Genomic DNA, 15,720 nt, shown 5'->3' on the forward strand with positions numbered 1-15,720 from the left:
GCGGCTGGAGACGCCGTGGTATGGGTAAGAAGGACGACGGCGTGAACGACCGCATGTGCATCGTGACGCGCGAAAGGGGCGAGGCGGACGATCTGATCCGCTTCGTCGCCGGTCCGGACGGCAGCGTCGTGCCGGACCTGAAGCGTCAGCTTCCCGGACGTGGATGCTGGGTGAAGGCCGAACGGGCGATCGTCGACAAGGCGATCGCCAGGAAGCTCTTCCCGCGGGCGCTGAAGGCGGAGGCGAAGGCCGGCCCGGAGCTCGGGGCCGAGGTGGACCGGCTTCTGGCGGCCCAGCTCGGGGGCATGATGAACATGGCGCGTAAGGCCGGCCAGTTCATCACCGGCTCCACCAAGGTGGACCAGGCGGTGCGGTCTTTGGCCGCTCTTGCCGTGTTCCACGCGACGGACGCGGCCGAGGACGGCGTGAGAAAGATCGACCAGGCGAGGCGGGCGGCAAGCTTCCTCACCGAAGACGAAACGGAAATACCCTCCTTCAGGCTCTTTTCGGAGGGCGAATTGGAGGGCCTTTTGGGCCAGAATGCTTTTATCCATGCCGCGGCGCTTGCAGGGCAGGCGGGTGAGGGTGTAGTGAAGCGCGCAATCATGCTCGAGAAATACCGGGGCGACAGCCAAATGATGGCAAAAGGTGGCGCTGGCCAGACAAACCAATGACGCGGTCACCGGCATTCCGCCGGCCGAAATCGCATTGGAACACAATTGAACGACGGGGTCTGGTGATACGCATCCGGCCCTGATCTTAGGAACGGAACGGAATGACCGACAACAAAGACGACAAGACGATCAGCGTGGCTGGCAAGAAGACCCTGAGCCTGAAGCCCTCGGGGGTTCAGCAGGGAACCGTGCGCCAGGACATGGGTCGTGGCCGGACGAAGGCCGTCGTGGTCGAGACCCGCAAGCGCCGCATCAACCGCCCGGAAGACGAGCGGCCGGTGACGCCCGTCACGCCCGTGCAGCAGCGCCAGCCCGAACCGCAGCAGACGCGCCCCGTGCAGCAACACTCGCGCCCGGCGCCGCAGCAGCATGAGCAGAGCCGCCCGCGTGTCGGCGTGGTGCTGAACCAGCTTTCCCCCGATGAGGTCGAGGCCCGTCGCCGCGCGCTTGCCGAAGCACAGATCCGCGACGCCGCCGAAGCGCGCCAGCGCGCCGAGGACGAGGCCCGCCGCAAGGTGGAAGAGGAAGCCCGCCGCAAGGCCGAGGAAGAGGCACGCCTCGTCCGCGAGAAGGAAGAGGCCGAGCGCCGCGCCGCCGAGGCCGCCGCGCCCGCTCCCGCCGTGGAAGAGGCCGTCGCGCAGCCGGTGGCAAAGCCGGCCGTTGCCGCCCCCGCTGCCGAAACCCGCCCGCAGCCGACCCGTACGCCGGCGGTAGCGCCGGTTGCCGGCCGTGGCCGCCACGAAGCCGATGACGACGGCGACAAGCGCCCGCGCGGCGGTGCGCCCGTCAACCGCGGCAAGGTCACCCGTCCGGAGCCCGCCAAGGTGCCGGCCCGCCCGAAGACCGACGACGGCCGCCGCCAGGGCAAGCTGACGCTGACGACCGCCGCGACCGACGAGGACGGCGCACAGCGCGGCCGCTCGCTCTCGGCCATGCGCCGTCGCCAGGAGAAGTTCAAGCGCTCCATGATGCAGGAGACGCGCGAGAAGATTTCGCGCGAGGTCGTGCTGCCGGAGACCATCACCATTCAGGAACTGTCGCAGCGCATGTCCGAACGCGCCGTCGACGTCATCAAGTACCTGATGAAGGAAGGCCAGATGATGAAGCCCGGCGATCTGATCGACGCCGACCTGGCCGAACTCATCGCCGGCGAATTCGGCCATACCGTCAAGCGCGTCTCCGAATCCGACGTCGAGGAAGGTATCTTCAACGTTGCCGACGACGAGGGCGATCTGGAATCGCGTCCGCCGATCGTGACCATCATGGGCCACGTCGACCACGGCAAGACCTCGCTGCTCGACGCCATCCGGCATGCCAACGTTGTCGCTGGCGAAGCCGGCGGCATCACACAGCATATCGGCGCCTACCAGGTCGAGCAGAACGGCCACAAGATCACCTTCATCGACACCCCCGGCCACGCAGCGTTCACCGCGATGCGTGCCCGCGGCGCACAGGCGACGGATATCGCGATCCTGGTGGTCGCGGCCGACGACAGCGTGATGCCGCAGACGATCGAGTCCATCAACCACGCCAAGGCGGCAGGCGTCCCGATCATCGTGGCGATCAACAAGATCGACAAGCCGACCGCAGACGTCCAGCGTGTCCGCACGCAGCTGCTCCAGCACGAGGTCTTCGTCGAATCCATGGGCGGTGAAACGCTCGACGTGGAAGTCTCGGCCAAGAACGGCACGAACCTCGACAAGCTCCTGGAAGCGATCCTGCTGCAGGCCGAAATCCTCGACCTCAAGGCCAACCCGAACCGCACCGCGGAAGGTGTCGTCGTCGAAGCCCAGCTCGATCGCGGTCGCGGCGCCGTCGCCACCGTTCTCGTGCAGACGGGTACGCTGCGGCCGGGCCAGATCGTCGTCGCCGGCGACCAGTGGGGCCGCGTGCGTGCCCTCGTCAACGACAAGGGCGAGCACGTCAAGGAAGCCGGCCCCTCGATGCCGGTCGAAGTGCTCGGCCTCTCCGGCACGCCGGCCGCCGGCGACAAGTTCGCCGTGGTCGAGAACGAAAGCCGTGCCCGCGAGATCTCGGAATACCGCCAGCGTCTCGCCCGCGAGAAGGCCGTTGCCCGCCAGTCCGGTTCGCGCGGCTCGCTCGAGCAGATGATGAGCCAGCTGCAGAGCTCCGGCCTCAAGGAATTCCCGCTGCTCATCAAGGGCGACGTGCAGGGCTCAATCGAAGCCATTGCCGGCGCGCTGGAAAAGCTAGGGACGGACGAAGTGCGGGTGCGCATCGTGCATTCCGGTGCCGGCGCCATCACGGAATCGGACATTTCGCTCGCCGAAGCGTCCAACGCCGCGATCATCGGCTTCAACGTCCGTGCGAACGCACAGGCCCGCTCGCTCGCCGAGCGCCAGGGCATCGAGATCCGCTACTACAACATCATCTACGACCTGGTGGACGACGTGAAGGCGGCCATGTCCGGCCTGCTCTCGCCGGAGCGCCGCGAGACCTTCCTCGGTTACGCCGAGATCCTCGAGGTGTTCAACATCACGAAGGTCGGCAAGGTCGCGGGTTGCCGCGTCACCGAAGGCAAGGTCGAGCGCGGCGTGGGCGTGCGCCTGGTTCGCGACAACGTCGTCATCCACGAAGGCAAGCTCAAGACGCTCAAGCGCTTCAAGGACGAGGTCTCGGAAGTCAATGTCGGCCAGGAATGCGGCATGGCCTTCGAGAACTACGAAGACATCCGCGCCGGCGACCAGATCGAGTGCTTCCGCGTGGAGCATATCACCCGTACGCTGTAAGCGTCCGGCGGATAGACCATCGTGCGAGCGCCGGACCTTTTCGGCGCTCGCATTTTTTTGAAAGTGACGACCATGACCAGAGCAACATCCTCGGCGCCGTCGCAACGCATGCTGCGCGTGGGCGAGCAGGTGCGCGCGGCGATCACCCAGGTTCTCCAGCGCGGCGAAGTGCGCGACCCTCTTCTCGAGAAGACCGTGATTTCCATCTCGGAAGTGCGCATGTCGCCCGATCTCAAGCACGCGACGGCCTATGTCACCCCGCTCGGCGTGAAGGATCATGACGCGGTGATCGAGGCGCTGAACCGCAATTCGAAGTTCATCCGCGGCCGCCTCGGCCCGCAGTTGCGCCAGATGAAGTACATGCCAGACGTGCGCTTCCGCGACGATACCAGCTTCGACAACTACAAGAAGATCGACGATCTCCTGCGTTCACCGGAAGTCGCCCGCGATCTTTCCGCCGAAGACGGCGACGACGACAAGTAATCCAGGAATAAGATGTCCAGACCCCGCAAACCCAAGGGCCGGCCGGTTACCGGCTGGCTGATCCTCGACAAGCCGTTCGATTTCGGCTCCACCGAAGCCGTCGCCAAGATCAAGTGGCTGTTCAAGGCGCAGAAGGCCGGCCATGCCGGCACCCTCGATCCGCTCGCCTCCGGCATGCTGCCGATCGCGCTCGGCGATGCCACCAAGACCGTGCCCTATGTCATGGATGGCCGCAAGATCTACGAATTCACGGTGACCTGGGGCGAGGAACGCACGACGGACGACCTCGAGGGCGAGGTGACGCGGAGTTCGGAAAAGCGGCCTGCCGCGGATGCCATCCAGGCGATCCTCGGCGAGTATACCGGCGTCATCCAGCAGATCCCGCCGCAGTTCTCCGCCATCAAGATCGCCGGCGAACGCGCCTATGACCTCGCCCGTGAAGGCGAAGCCGTCGAGATCCCCTCGCGCGAGGTGGAAATCCATCGCCTGACCCTGATCGGCTGTCCGGACGAGAACACCGCGGCATTCGAGGTCGAATGCGGCAAGGGCACCTATGTGCGTGCGCTCGCCCGCGATTTCGGCCGCCAGCTCGGCTGTTTCGGCCATATCTCGGCACTGCGCCGCACCTTCGTCGCTCCCTTCGGCGAGGACGACATGGTGCCGCTCGCCGATCTGACGGCGCTTGAGGAGATCGCGGACGAGGCCGAGCGGCTGGCCGCCCTCGACGCGTTCCTGATCGATACCGGCGAAGCCCTTTCCAGCCTGCCGCAGATCGTCATCAACGATGACCAGGCGCACCGCCTGCGCATGGGCAATCCGATCATCCTGCGCGGTCGGGATGCACCGGTTTCCGCGGACGAAGCCTATGCGACGGCCCGTGGCAAGCTGGTCGCGATCGGCGAGATCGCCGGCGGCGAGTTCCGGCCGAAGCGCGTCTTCGGCGGTTGAAGAAGGGCTGCGGAACCAATCGTTGCCGACTTGATTTCACCACAAGCTATGGGCTTTATGGGCCGGCGAGGTTCGTTCGAGGGCGGGCCGGGCGGTGCATTGCCGTCACGGCCGCCGGCGGGCGAGGGGTGAAAGGGCTGGCCGTTGACGATTGCGCCGACTGACAGAACGGTATCCGCCGAAGATGCGGAGGAGGGTGCTGGCCCTGTCGAAAACCGCCGGCGCATGCATCATCCCGTTGCCTTCTACCTCGTCTGCCTCATCCTCGTCGTCGTCATTCCCGCCTTCCTGTTCTCCATCGTCGTGCTGAAGCGCACCAACGAGGCGCAGGAGCGCATCTTCGAATCGCTGCTGCGCACCTCGACCAGCGCCGTCAATCGCGCGGTCGAGCGCGAAATCACGGCCATGTTCTCGACGCTCAACTTCCTGTCGACGTCGGAAAGCCTGCCGAGGGGCGACTACGCGACCCTGCATGCCCAGGCGACGAAGACGCTCCAGGGCACGGACACCTATTTTCTCGTCATCGATCAGGCGATGAGGCAACGCCTCAACACGCGCGTCCCCTTCGGCACGCCGCTCAACACGGCGTCCGAGCAGGTTTCGGCGCGTCTGGCGCTGTCGCGCGGCGAACGCATGGTCTCCGACCTCTTCTTCGGCCGCACGGCGCAGCATTGGGTGTTCAATGTCTACATGCCGGTGCGGCTTGCCAATGGCGAACCCGTCCTTCTGACATTGACGAAGAATGCCGAGGCGTTGCGGCGCGCGGTCAATCCGGACATTCTCTCGCCCGGCTGGAACGCGGCCGTGCTCGATTCCGCCGGCACGGTCATTGCCTCGACCGACGAGAAGCAGAAAACCGGCCAGCCCTTCTTCCTGCGCGTCGTGCCGTCGTTGCGGCTCGGCGTCAGCGCCATGCGGCGGGATGGCGTCGACTATCAGGTCGTCACGGAATTCTCCTCGCTTGCCGGCTGGCGCATGATCGCCTGGGCGAAGGCGTCGGACGTGCAGGCGCCGGCGGTTTCCTCCTTCCTGTGGCTGACGATCGGCGGCGCGGTCTTTGCCGCACTCGCCGCCATCAGCGCCGTCGGCATCGCCCGTGTCCTTTCCCGTGATGTCCGGCTGCTGGCGCACGATGCGCGCCGTCTTGGCCTTGGCGAACGGGTGTCGCCGCGCCCCTACGCCATTTCCGAGCTGGAAACGGTGTCGCGCGCGCTCGCCGAAGCCGCCGATGCCCGCGTCAAATCGGAAAACGAGGTGCGTTTCCTGATGCGCGAGGTGGCGCACCGCTCGAAGAACCAGCTCACCGTCATCCAGGCCATGCTGAACCAGTCGGCCGCGGCGGCGGAAAATGCCAGCGACTTCGCCGAGACGTTTCGCAGGCGCGTCGCCGGCCTTGCCCGGTCGACGGACCTGATGATCGCCAATGCCACCCAGGGCGTGAACCTCATGGAGCTTGCCAAGAACCAGCTCAAACCGTTCACGCCCGACGATGCGGGGCGCGTGCGCATCGCCGGCCCATCCGTTCTCCTCGATCCGCAGGCGTCGCAGACGCTCGGCATGGCGCTGCACGAACTGTCGACGAACGCCACGAAATACGGTGCGCTCGCCAACGAGACCGGCATCATCTCCCTCAGCTGGGTGACGTCCGGCGCGAATCTGAACCTCATCTGGCGCGAGAGCCGGGCGACGATCGACAGGCAGGCCATCGCCGCCAGCCGCAAGGGCTTCGGCAGCGTCGTGCTGGAGCGCATGCTCGGCATGGCGCTCGATGCCAAGCTGGACTTCATCGTTCACGACGACGGCATCGAATGGCGCGTGACGATCCCGCTCGCCCGGTTGCGCGACGAGGACGGCCACGAGCAGGGAGCGGCGCAATGAGGAAACCGCTCCTTTTCCGATGCATCGGCCATGGGTGTGTTTCATGACGTCATTCCTGCGTGGGGCCGCCGTCTCGGCGTGCCTTGTCCTTTCAGCGTCCCAAATCCTTGCCGCCTATGGCCAGTGCTCTGTCGACGATCCGACCGGCACGCCGCTCAATGTGCGCGCGGCGCCGAACGGCCCGATCCTGACGACCCTTGCGAACGGAACGCAGGTCGAGATCGTCGAGGAGAGGAAGGTCGGCACGAAACACTGGCTTTTCGTCGCGCGGCAGGGCGTGCAGCTCGGCTGGGTGTTCGGCGCCTATGTCGTGTGCAAGCAGCCCGGCGATGCGCGCGAAGCCGCGCCCAGCCAGCCGGCCGAGCGGCGTTGACGACGGCTCTTTTCTTTCATGAGGGAATGGTTTATAGGCACCGCCAGCAATGCGGGGCTTTCCCCACTTGCCTTCACGGCCATCGCTGGACGGCATCCCGGCTTTTGGCGACCCTGGTTCTCCATTCATGAAAGGACATACGATGTCGATCACTGCTGAGCGCAAGGCTGCGCTGATCAAGGAATACGCCACCAAGGAAGGCGACACCGGTTCTCCGGAAGTTCAGGTCGCGATCCTGACCGAGCGTATCAACAACCTGACCGGCCACTTCAAGGACCACAAGAAGGACAACCACTCCCGTCGTGGCCTTCTGACGCTGGTTTCCAGCCGCCGCTCGCTTCTTGACTACCTCAAGAAGAAGGACGAATCCCGTTACAGCAAGCTGATTGCTGCCCTCGGTATTCGCCGCTAAGCAATTTCGGCGGGCGTTCCTTGCGAGCGCCCGCCGCTTTCTTTTGCGGAACGGACGTTTCGCTAGAGCAGTTCCGGCAGAGGCGCGCCGCGCCTTTGCGTTTGGGATTGCGCAAGACAGACAAGACCGTTTCGCCTGTGCCGGTTGAGGCCGCCTCGCGAAAGGGGATTTTCCAGCAGGCCGGATGGGCCGGTCCTGCGGAACCAACCGATGACCTGTCATGGGGCAGGATTGCAGGATGCTTCAGGCGCGCGCCTGTCGTCGGCCAGGCCGAAAAGCCTTCAGGCGAAGAGTTCGCGGGCCATGTTCCGGAAGCCTCCCGTTGTCTTGCCCATGATGCGTCACGAACGCGGATAGACCACCTGCGCCTTTGGGCGGCGGTGCGCGTATCCGTCAAGAAGGACAAGACATGTTCGATACCCATACGGTTGAAATCGAATGGGCGGGCCGTCCGCTCAAGCTGGAAACCGGCAAGATCGCCCGCCAGGCTGACGGCGCGGTTCTCGCGACCTACGGCGAAACCGTCGTTCTCGCCACCGTCGTTTCCGCCAAGGCGCCGAAGCCCGGCCAGGATTTCTTCCCGCTCACCGTCAACTACCAGGAAAAGACCTACGCCGCCGGCAAGATCCCCGGCGGCTACTTCAAGCGCGAAGGCCGCCCGTCGGAAAAGGAAACGCTGGTTTCCCGCCTGATCGACCGTCCGATCCGCCCGCTGTTCCCGGAAGGCTACAAGAACGACACGCAGGTCGTCGTCACGGTCGTCCAGCATGACCTCGAAAACGATCCGGACGTCCTGTCGATGGTTGCCGCTTCCGCGGCGCTCACGATTTCCGGCGTTCCCTTCATGGGCCCGGTCGGCGCCGCCCGCGTCGGCTACATCAATGGCGAGTATGTCCTGAACCCGCATCTCGACGAGATGGACGAGTCCGTTCTCGACCTCGTCGTCGCCGGCACGCAGGACGCCGTCCTCATGGTCGAGTCCGAAGCCAAGGAACTTGCCGAAGACGTCATGCTCGGCGCCGTCATGTTCGGCCACAAGGGCTTCCAGCCGGTCATCGATGCGATCATCAAGCTCGCTGAAGTCGCTGCCAAGGAGCCGCGCGATTTCATCCCGGAAGATCATTCCGCGCTTGAAGCCGAAATGCTCGGCCTTGCCGAAGCCGAACTTCGCGACGCCTACAAGATCACCCAGAAGGCTGATCGCTACGCCGCCGTCGACGCCGTCAAGGCGAAGGTGAAGGCGCACTTCCTGCCCGAAGGCGTCGAGCCGAAATACAGCGCGGAAGTCATCGGCGCCGTCTTCAAGCACCTCCAGGCCAAGATTGTCCGCTGGAACATCCTCGACACCAAGAGCCGCATCGACGGCCGCGATCTTGAAACCGTTCGCACCATCGTCTCGGAAGTCGGCATCCTGCCGCGCACGCACGGCTCGGCTCTCTTCACCCGCGGCGAAACTCAGGCGGTCGTCGTTGCGACCCTCGGCACCGGCGAAGACGAGCAGTATGTCGACAGCCTGACCGGCATGTACAAGGAACGCTTCCTGCTGCACTACAACTTCCCGCCCTATTCGGTCGGTGAAACGGGCCGCATGGGCTCCCCGGGCCGCCGCGAAATCGGCCACGGCAAGCTCGCCTGGCGCGCCATCCGCCCGATGCTGCCGACGGCGGAACAGTTCCCCTACACGTTGCGCGTCGTTTCCGAGATCACCGAGTCGAACGGCTCGTCTTCGATGGCAACGGTCTGCGGTACCTCGCTCGCCCTCATGGACGCCGGCGTTCCGCTGGCAAAGCCGGTTGCCGGCATCGCCATGGGCCTGATCCTCGAAGGCGACCGTTTTGCGGTCCTCTCCGACATCCTCGGTGACGAGGACCACCTCGGCGACATGGACTTCAAGGTCGCCGGCACGGCGGACGGCATCACCTCGCTGCAGATGGACATCAAGATCGCCGGCATCACCGAAGAGATCATGAAGGTCGCGCTCAGCCAGGCGCAGGGCGGCCGCAAGCACATCCTCGGCGAAATGGCCAATGCAATCTCCGAAGGCCGCAGCCAGCTCGGCGAGTTCGCCCCGCGCATCGAAGTCATGAACATCCCGGTCGACAAGATCCGTGAAGTCATCGGCACGGGCGGCAAGGTCATCCGCGAGATCGTCGAGAAGACCGGCGCCAAGATCAACATCGAGGACGACGGCACGATCAAGATCGCCTCCTCGTCCGCCAAGGAGATCGAAGCCGCCCGCAAGTGGATCCACTCCATCGTCGCGGAACCGGAAGTCGGCCAGATCTACGAGGGCACGGTCGTCAAGACCGCCGATTTCGGCGCCTTCGTCAACTTCTTCGGCCCGCGTGACGGCCTCGTGCACATCTCGCAGCTGGCGCAGGAACGCGTCGCCAAGACCTCCGACGTCGTCAAGGAAGGCGACAAGGTCTGGGTCAAGCTGATGGGCTTCGACGAGCGCGGCAAGGTTCGCCTGTCCATGAAGGTCGTCGACCAGGCGACCGGCAAGGAAATCACCGCCGACAAGAAGGGCGACGGCGAAGCCGCCGCCGAGTAATCGGATTTTTATCGATCAAGGGGGCGCGGAGCGGCACGTTCCGCGCCCCTTTTTTATAGACCCGTATCTCCGCCGAAAGCCCACCATGACCCGCGACGCCCTCAAGACCCTGTTCCACCCCTTCGCCTCCGGCACGCTCGGCCTGCCCGGAGAGGGCGAACGCTACCTCTTCCTCGGCGCGGAAGCCGGCCAGCGCCCGCCGGAAGGTTTTGACGCGGCGCTGGACGCCGTACAGCCGCTGCGCTCGCTTTATCGTGGGCTGGAAGCGGTGCGCGCGCCGGTGAAGCCGGTCGTCGAGGGCGAGGATTTCGATGGCGCGCTCATCCTGATGACCAAGCACAAGGGCGAGAACGAGAACCGTATCGCCGAGGCGCTGCGCCGCGTGCGCACCGGCGGCCTCATCGTCGTCGCCGGAGGCAAGGAAGACGGCGTGCAGTCCATGCGCAAGCGCCTCGACCAGCTTGGCCTCACGGGCGATTCCATGCCGAAATATCACGGCCTCGCCATCTGGTTCGCCCGCCCCGAAGACCCGTCCGAGGCCGTCTCCAAGCTGGCGGCGAAGCCGGTGCGCATCGCCGGCCGCTTCACGGCCGCGCCGGGCATGTTCTCGCATGACCGCATCGACGAGGGCTCCGAGCTGCTTGCCACCCGCATCCCGGAAGACTTCCACGGCCACGCCGCCGATTTCGGCGCGGGCTGGGGCTATCTCTCCGTCATGCTCGGCGGCCGCGCGCCGCAGGCAAAGGGCATCGACCTTTTCGAGGCGCATTACGAGGCGCTGGAAGCGGCCAAGGAGAACATGGCGGAGAACTGCCCGAACATTCCCGCCCGCTATTTCTGGTTCGACCTGACGGCCGAGGCGCCGCGCGATCACTACGACCTGATCGTCATGAACCCGCCCTTCCACGAAGGCCATGCCGCCGACCATTCGCTCGGCGCGGGAATGATCCGCATGGCGGCGAAATCGCTGAAGGCCGGCGGCCGCCTGCTGATGGTCGCCAACCGCGGCCTGCCCTACGAGCCGGCGCTGAAGGAAGCGTTCAAGGAAAGCGGCGAACTCTGCCGCAACGCCCGTTTCAAGGTGCTCTGGGGCAGGCGCTGAGCCCTACAGGGGCAGCGCGAAGGTCTGCTTGATCGTCTCGCTCGGCACGTCCGTCTTGACGGTCTGGATGCCGTTCTTACGGGTGAGGTGCGTCGACTGGAAGCGACGGTAGTCTGCAAGATCCGAGACGACGACGCGCAGCAGCGCGTCGCTTTCGCCGAGCATGATGTAGCATTCCACCACCTCCGGCAGCCGCTTCATCGCCGCGATGAAATGGTCGATCGTCTCCGCATCCTGCGCCGTCAGCGAGACGCGCGCGAACATGGAAAGCTGCAACCCCACCTTCGCCTGATCGACGACAGCCACGTAGCGGCTGATGATGCCCGCGTCCTCCAGCAACCTGACCCGGCGAAGGCAGGGCGAGGGCGAGAGGCCGACGCGCCTGGCGAGTTCGACATTCTGCAGACGCCCGTCCTGCTGCAGCGTGCGAAGAATGCGCGATCCGTTTCATCGAGCGGCACTGGAATCCTCACGAACGTTCAAGCCGGTTTGCGGCAGGCAATGCCAAAATCTCCCCCAAGTCTGGCATCTTGGCAACCCGATTGCGCTCGAGGACCGCTAGGCTGCCGTCGTTTCGATGAGGAGAGCAAGATGGACTGGGCCTGGTTTCTGGCAGCTTCGGGCTTCGCATTCGCCATGGCGGGCACGCCGGGGCCGAACAACACGATGGTGACGGCTTCAGGAGCGAACTACGGCTTTCGCCGGACGCTGCCGGTGGCGATCGGCATGGGGGCCGGCGTCGCTGTCATCATCTTCGTCGTCGCGGCTGTGGGCGGCTCGGTCATCGCCGAGCCGCGCGTGCATCTGGCGCTGAAATGGCTGGGCATTGCCTATCTGCTCTGGCTCGCCTGGCGCATCGCCAATGCCGTGCCCGCGCGAGCGGTGCCGGATGGCAGCGCGCAGCGTCCGTTCGGTTTCTTCGAAGGCGCCCTGCTGCAACTCGTCAATCCGAAGCTCTGGGTGATGGTGGCCGGCGCGGTCGTCACCTATGGCAAGGGCGCGGCGGGAGACCTGACCGTGCCCGCGGTCTTCGCCGTCATCTTCGGCGGCGCGACACTGGTCAGCACGGTGGCCTGGACGGGGATCGGCGTCGGCGCGGCCCGCTTCCTCGCGCGCGAACGCAGCCTCAGGGTCTTCAACCGGGCAATGGCGCTGCTGCTCGTGCTTTCGCTCGTGCCTGTCGTGCTGGAGTAGGATCAATCAGCAGTCCGTTCAGGCCGATTGCCATTTTGCCGAAAGAGGTCCACCATTCCCGGATCGCTTTCGTTCAGGAGACCCGCAATGGCTTTTGGACCTGCAAGGCCGCCCATGATGGAAGATGTGGCGGAAGTCATCGCCAAGGATGTGAAGGAAGGGGAGGGGCATACGCCGACCTCCGAGGTGCCGCTCGCCTTTCTGCGGCGCGGCGCGGACGGCAAGCCGCTGGAAATGAACAGCCGCGTGCGCACGCTCTTCATCGCCGTTGCCGCGGCCGTGGCTCTGCTGCTGCTCCTGCTGGCGCTGCTTTGAGACGGAAGGGCTCTCGCCAGCCTGACGGCTTTCCTCCCCCGCAAACGGGCGAGGAGAGTTGGCCCTGCCGTTCCCCCGCGCACGATCGGCGGTAAGGAGAACCAGCATGATACGCCTCTCTCCGCCGTTCGGAGAAGGTCCCGGCAGGGGGAGAGGCGGGTTGCTTATTCGCTGTCGGCCTTCGCCAGGCGCTCCAGCGTCGGCATGGAGGTGATGTTGTAGCCGGCGTCCACATAGTGGATTTCGCCGGTGACGCCGCTCGACAGATCCGAGAGCAGGTACAGCGCCGAGTTGCCGACGTCCTCGATGGTGACGGTGCGGCGGAGCGGCGCGTTCTTCTGCTGCCAGGAGAGCATGGCACGGGCATCGGAAATGCCGGCGCCGGCGAGGGTCCGGATCGGTCCGGCCGAGATCGCGTTGACGCGGATGCCGCGCGGGCCGTAGTCGCCGGCGAGGTAACGCACAGAGGCCTCCAGCGCGGCCTTGGCGACGCCCATGACGTTGTAGTTCGGCATGATGCGCATCGAGCCGCCATAGGTCAGCGTCAGCATGGAACCGCCCTCGCTCATCAGCTCGGCGGCCCGCTTGGCAATCTCCGTGAAGGAGAAGCAGGAGATCACCATGGTGCGCGAGAAGTTCTCGCGCGAGGTGTCGGCGTAGAGGCCCTTCAGCTCGTTCTTGTCGGAGAAGCCGATGGCGTGCACGACGAAGTCGAGCTTGCCCCACTTGTCCTTGATCGCCGCGATCGCCGCGTCGACCGAGGCGATGTCCTCGACGTCGCAGGGTATGACGAAGTCCGAGCCGAGTTCGGCGGCGAGCGGCTTGACGCGCTTGCCGAGCGCCTCGCCCTGGTAGGTGAAGGCGAGCTCCGCGCCCTGGCCGGCCAGCTTCTGCGCGATCCCCCACGCGATGGAATGGTTGTTCGCGACCCCCATGATGAGGCCGCGCTTGCCGTTCATGATCCCCGTCATGATTGTCATCCGTTGTGGCGCTGGAAGACCAGCGTGGCGTTCGTGCCGCCGAAGCCGAAGGAGTTGGAAAGGGCGATATCGATCTTCGCACCGTCGATGCGCTTGCGTACGATCGGGACACCGTCGAATTCCGGGTCGAGCTCGGTGATATGCGCGCTTTCGCCGATGAAGCCGGCCTGCATCATCAGCAGGCTGTAGATCGATTCCTGCACGCCGGCAGCGCCGAGCGAGTGGCCGGTCAGCGACTTGGTCGACTGGATGTGCGGGATCTTGTCGCCGAAGACTTCGCGGATCGCGCCGATCTCCTTGGAATCCCCGACGGGCGTCGAGGTGCCGTGCGTATTGATGTAGTCGACGTCGCCCTTCACGGTGGAGAGCGCCTGGCGCATGCAGCGCACCGCGCCTTCGCCCGACGGGGCCACCATGTCGTAGCCGTCCGAGGTCGCGCCGTAGCCGACGATCTCCGCATAGATCTTCGCGCCGCGGGCCTTGGCGCGTTCCAGCTCTTCCAGAACCAGCACGCCGGCGCCGCCGGCGATGACGAAGCCGTCGCGGCTGACGTCATAGGCGCGCGAGGCCGTCGCGGGCGTGTCGTTGTACTTTGAAGACATGGCGCCCATGGCGTCGAAGAGGTTCGACATGGTCCAGTCGAGATCTTCGTGGCCGCCGGCGAACATGAGATCCTGCTTGCCCCACTGGATCATTTCGGCGGCATTGCCGATGCAGTGCGCCGAGGTCGAGCAGGCAGACGAGATCGAGTAGTTGACGCCGTGGATCTTGAACCAGGTGGCGAGCGTCGCGGATGCCGTCGAAGACATGGCCTTCGGCACGGCGAACGGGCCGATGCGCTTGGGCGAATTGTTCTTTAGCGTGATCTCGGCGGCCTCGATCAGCGTGCGGGTGGAGGGGCCGCCCGAGCCCATGATGATGCCGACGCGCTCGTTGGCGGCGTAGTCTGTCTCTTCCAGGCCGGCATCGGCGATCGCCTGTTTCATGGCGACGTGGTTCCAGGAGCCGCCCTGCGAGAGGAAGCGGGCGGCGCGGCGATCGACGAGTTCGCTCGTGTCGATGTTCGGCGCGCCCCAGACCTGGCATTTGAAGCCGTGGTCGGCGAAATCCTGCGAGAAGCTGATGCCCGAGCGTGCATCGCGCAGCGACGCCGTCACTTCGTCCGCGTTGTTCCCGATGGAGGATACGATCCCCAGACCCGTGACAACTACCCGTCTCATATTCCTGACCTTTTCTAGAACGTCTCGTTGTGAAGGCGGCTCGGCGCCGCCTTCAGGCTTCCGGTGGCTCCGCGGCCTTTAAGCTTCCTTGTCCTTCGACAGGCCGACGCGCAGGTCGGACGCCTGGTAGATGGTCTCGCCGTCGGCCTTCAGCCAGCCGTCCGCCGTGCCGAGCACGAGGCGGCCGCGCATGACGCGCTTGAAGTCGATGCCGTATTCGAGGAGCTTCGTGTGCGGGCGGACCATGCCCTTGAACTTCACTTCGCCGGTCGAAAGCGCCATGCCGCGGCCGGGCTCGCCGAGCCAGCCGAGGAAGAAGCCCGTGAGCTGCCACATGCCGTCGAGGCCGAGGCAACCCGGCATGATCGGATTGCCCTGGAAGTGACAGGGGAAATACCAGTCGTCCGGCTTCACGTCGTATTCGGCGCGGATGTAGCCCTTGTCGAAGGCGCCGCCGGTCTCGGAGATGTCGGTGATGCGGTGGACCATCAGCATGGGCGGCAGAGGAAGCTGGGCATTGCCGGGGCCGAACAGCTCGCCGCGGCCGCAGCGCAGGATTTCCTCATAGTTGTAGCTGGATTGCCTGGTCGTCATCGAATGTCTCATCCCCGGTCTGAACAACGCTTGCTTTGCGTTAGATTTAGAGAAGGTGTGGTGCGAATTGAAGCACCCGGACCGTTCCCTCCTTGTCGCCTCGCCCGCGCCGGGCGAGACGTTCATTCAGCTGTCCGCATACATGATGCTTGCGGTGACAGCCAGTGCAAAGTGGCACGGTGCGGGCAAAGGCCCCGGTTTTCCGCATGTTGCGCGTCTTTCATCCGCCGCAATCCTATTGAA

Annotated in this window: 14 protein-coding genes and 1 pseudogene; 11 read left to right on the forward strand and 4 right to left on the reverse strand. The window is 65.2% G+C overall.

What is annotated here, in order from left to right; genetic code table 11:
• Positions 1-20 precede the first annotated feature (20 nt).
• The 9 genes from AABF56_RS22260 (at position 21) to AABF56_RS22300 (ending at position 11,174) form a co-directional block, all read left to right on the forward strand.
• Positions 21-674, forward strand: a complete 654-nt coding sequence (locus AABF56_RS22260) for an RNA-binding protein (RefSeq protein WP_244767452.1) — start codon at positions 21-23, stop codon at positions 672-674.
• 101 nt (positions 675-775) lie between these two features.
• Complete coding sequence (infB, locus tag AABF56_RS22265; RefSeq protein ID WP_244767453.1) at positions 776-3,424, forward strand: translation initiation factor IF-2; 2,649 nt, start codon at positions 776-778, stop codon at positions 3,422-3,424.
• 72 nt (positions 3,425-3,496) lie between these two features.
• Positions 3,497-3,907: a 30S ribosome-binding factor RbfA gene (gene rbfA / locus AABF56_RS22270; protein ID WP_272804358.1), complete on the forward strand. Its 411-nt coding sequence runs from the start codon at positions 3,497-3,499 to the stop codon at positions 3,905-3,907.
• A gap of 12 nt (positions 3,908-3,919) precedes the next feature.
• Positions 3,920-4,855, forward strand: a complete 936-nt coding sequence (truB, locus tag AABF56_RS22275; protein WP_272804359.1) for a tRNA pseudouridine(55) synthase TruB — start codon at positions 3,920-3,922, stop codon at positions 4,853-4,855.
• A 225-nt stretch (positions 4,856-5,080) separates the two neighbouring features.
• On the forward strand, positions 5,081-6,733 hold the full coding sequence (locus AABF56_RS22280; RefSeq protein ID WP_272804360.1) for a sensor histidine kinase: 1,653 nt from the start codon (positions 5,081-5,083) through the stop codon (positions 6,731-6,733).
• Positions 6,734-6,776: 43 nt separating this feature from the next.
• Complete coding sequence (locus AABF56_RS22285) at positions 6,777-7,106, forward strand: SH3 domain-containing protein (RefSeq protein WP_272804361.1); 330 nt, start codon at positions 6,777-6,779, stop codon at positions 7,104-7,106.
• A gap of 142 nt (positions 7,107-7,248) precedes the next feature.
• Complete coding sequence (gene rpsO, locus AABF56_RS22290; protein ID WP_064328820.1) at positions 7,249-7,518, forward strand: 30S ribosomal protein S15; 270 nt, start codon at positions 7,249-7,251, stop codon at positions 7,516-7,518.
• Between the two features lie 409 nt (positions 7,519-7,927).
• Positions 7,928-10,072 carry a polyribonucleotide nucleotidyltransferase gene (pnp, locus tag AABF56_RS22295; RefSeq protein ID WP_272804362.1) on the forward strand — a complete coding sequence of 715 codons (2,145 nt, stop codon included), beginning with the start codon at positions 7,928-7,930 and terminating at the stop codon, positions 10,070-10,072.
• An 85-nt stretch (positions 10,073-10,157) separates the two neighbouring features.
• Positions 10,158-11,174, forward strand: a complete 1,017-nt coding sequence (locus tag AABF56_RS22300; RefSeq protein ID WP_272804363.1) for a class I SAM-dependent methyltransferase — start codon at positions 10,158-10,160, stop codon at positions 11,172-11,174.
• Between the two features lie 3 nt (positions 11,175-11,177).
• Here the strand turns inward: AABF56_RS22300 and AABF56_RS22305 are convergent.
• Positions 11,178-11,641: pseudogene (locus AABF56_RS22305) on the reverse strand (Lrp/AsnC family transcriptional regulator).
• A 124-nt stretch (positions 11,642-11,765) separates the two neighbouring features.
• Between AABF56_RS22305 and AABF56_RS22310 the strand changes: the two are divergent.
• Positions 11,766-12,368 carry a LysE family translocator gene (locus tag AABF56_RS22310; protein WP_272804364.1) on the forward strand — a complete coding sequence of 201 codons (603 nt, stop codon included), beginning with the start codon at positions 11,766-11,768 and terminating at the stop codon, positions 12,366-12,368.
• 87 nt (positions 12,369-12,455) lie between these two features.
• The gene (locus tag AABF56_RS22315) at positions 12,456-12,683 is read left to right on the forward strand and encodes a hypothetical protein (protein ID WP_244767461.1); all 228 of its coding nucleotides are present in this window, start codon (positions 12,456-12,458) and stop codon (positions 12,681-12,683) included.
• Between the two features lie 164 nt (positions 12,684-12,847).
• On the opposite strand, the gene fabI is transcribed toward AABF56_RS22315, so the two are convergent.
• From fabI to fabA, 3 genes are all read right to left on the reverse strand, one after another.
• Positions 12,848-13,654, reverse strand: coding sequence for an enoyl-ACP reductase FabI (gene fabI / locus AABF56_RS22320; RefSeq protein ID WP_272804365.1), 807 nt, complete (start codon positions 13,652-13,654; stop codon positions 12,848-12,850).
• Positions 13,655-13,659: 5 nt separating this feature from the next.
• Positions 13,660-14,883: a beta-ketoacyl-ACP synthase I gene (gene fabB / locus AABF56_RS22325; RefSeq protein ID WP_244767463.1), complete on the reverse strand. Its 1,224-nt coding sequence runs from the start codon at positions 14,881-14,883 to the stop codon at positions 13,660-13,662.
• 78 nt (positions 14,884-14,961) lie between these two features.
• Complete coding sequence (fabA, locus tag AABF56_RS22330; RefSeq protein ID WP_272804366.1) at positions 14,962-15,477, reverse strand: 3-hydroxyacyl-[acyl-carrier-protein] dehydratase FabA; 516 nt, start codon at positions 15,475-15,477, stop codon at positions 14,962-14,964.
• Between the last annotated feature and the right edge of the window lie 243 nt (positions 15,478-15,720).

Origin of the sequence: Shinella sp. WSC3-e (assembly GCF_945994535.1) — a bacterium.
Classification (GTDB): domain Bacteria; phylum Pseudomonadota; class Alphaproteobacteria; order Rhizobiales; family Rhizobiaceae; genus Shinella; species Shinella yambaruensis.

Coding starts and splice junctions, on each gene's coding strand:
- AABF56_RS22260 (WP_244767452.1), top strand. CDS start 21: ATGGGTAAGAAGGACGACGGCGTGAACGACCGCATGTGCATCGTGACG.
- infB (WP_244767453.1), top strand. CDS start 776: ATGACCGACAACAAAGACGACAAGACGATCAGCGTGGCTGGCAAGAAG.
- rbfA (WP_272804358.1), top strand. CDS start 3,497: ATGACCAGAGCAACATCCTCGGCGCCGTCGCAACGCATGCTGCGCGTG.
- truB (WP_272804359.1), top strand. CDS start 3,920: ATGTCCAGACCCCGCAAACCCAAGGGCCGGCCGGTTACCGGCTGGCTG.
- AABF56_RS22280 (WP_272804360.1), top strand. CDS start 5,081: ATGCATCATCCCGTTGCCTTCTACCTCGTCTGCCTCATCCTCGTCGTC.
- AABF56_RS22285 (WP_272804361.1), top strand. CDS start 6,777: ATGACGTCATTCCTGCGTGGGGCCGCCGTCTCGGCGTGCCTTGTCCTT.
- rpsO (WP_064328820.1), top strand. CDS start 7,249: ATGTCGATCACTGCTGAGCGCAAGGCTGCGCTGATCAAGGAATACGCC.
- pnp (WP_272804362.1), top strand. CDS start 7,928: ATGTTCGATACCCATACGGTTGAAATCGAATGGGCGGGCCGTCCGCTC.
- AABF56_RS22300 (WP_272804363.1), top strand. CDS start 10,158: ATGACCCGCGACGCCCTCAAGACCCTGTTCCACCCCTTCGCCTCCGGC.
- AABF56_RS22310 (WP_272804364.1), top strand. CDS start 11,766: ATGGACTGGGCCTGGTTTCTGGCAGCTTCGGGCTTCGCATTCGCCATG.
- AABF56_RS22315 (WP_244767461.1), top strand. CDS start 12,456: ATGGCTTTTGGACCTGCAAGGCCGCCCATGATGGAAGATGTGGCGGAA.
- fabI (WP_272804365.1), bottom strand. CDS start 13,654: ATGACGGGGATCATGAACGGCAAGCGCGGCCTCATCATGGGGGTCGCG.
- fabB (WP_244767463.1), bottom strand. CDS start 14,883: ATGAGACGGGTAGTTGTCACGGGTCTGGGGATCGTATCCTCCATCGGG.
- fabA (WP_272804366.1), bottom strand. CDS start 15,477: ATGACGACCAGGCAATCCAGCTACAACTATGAGGAAATCCTGCGCTGC.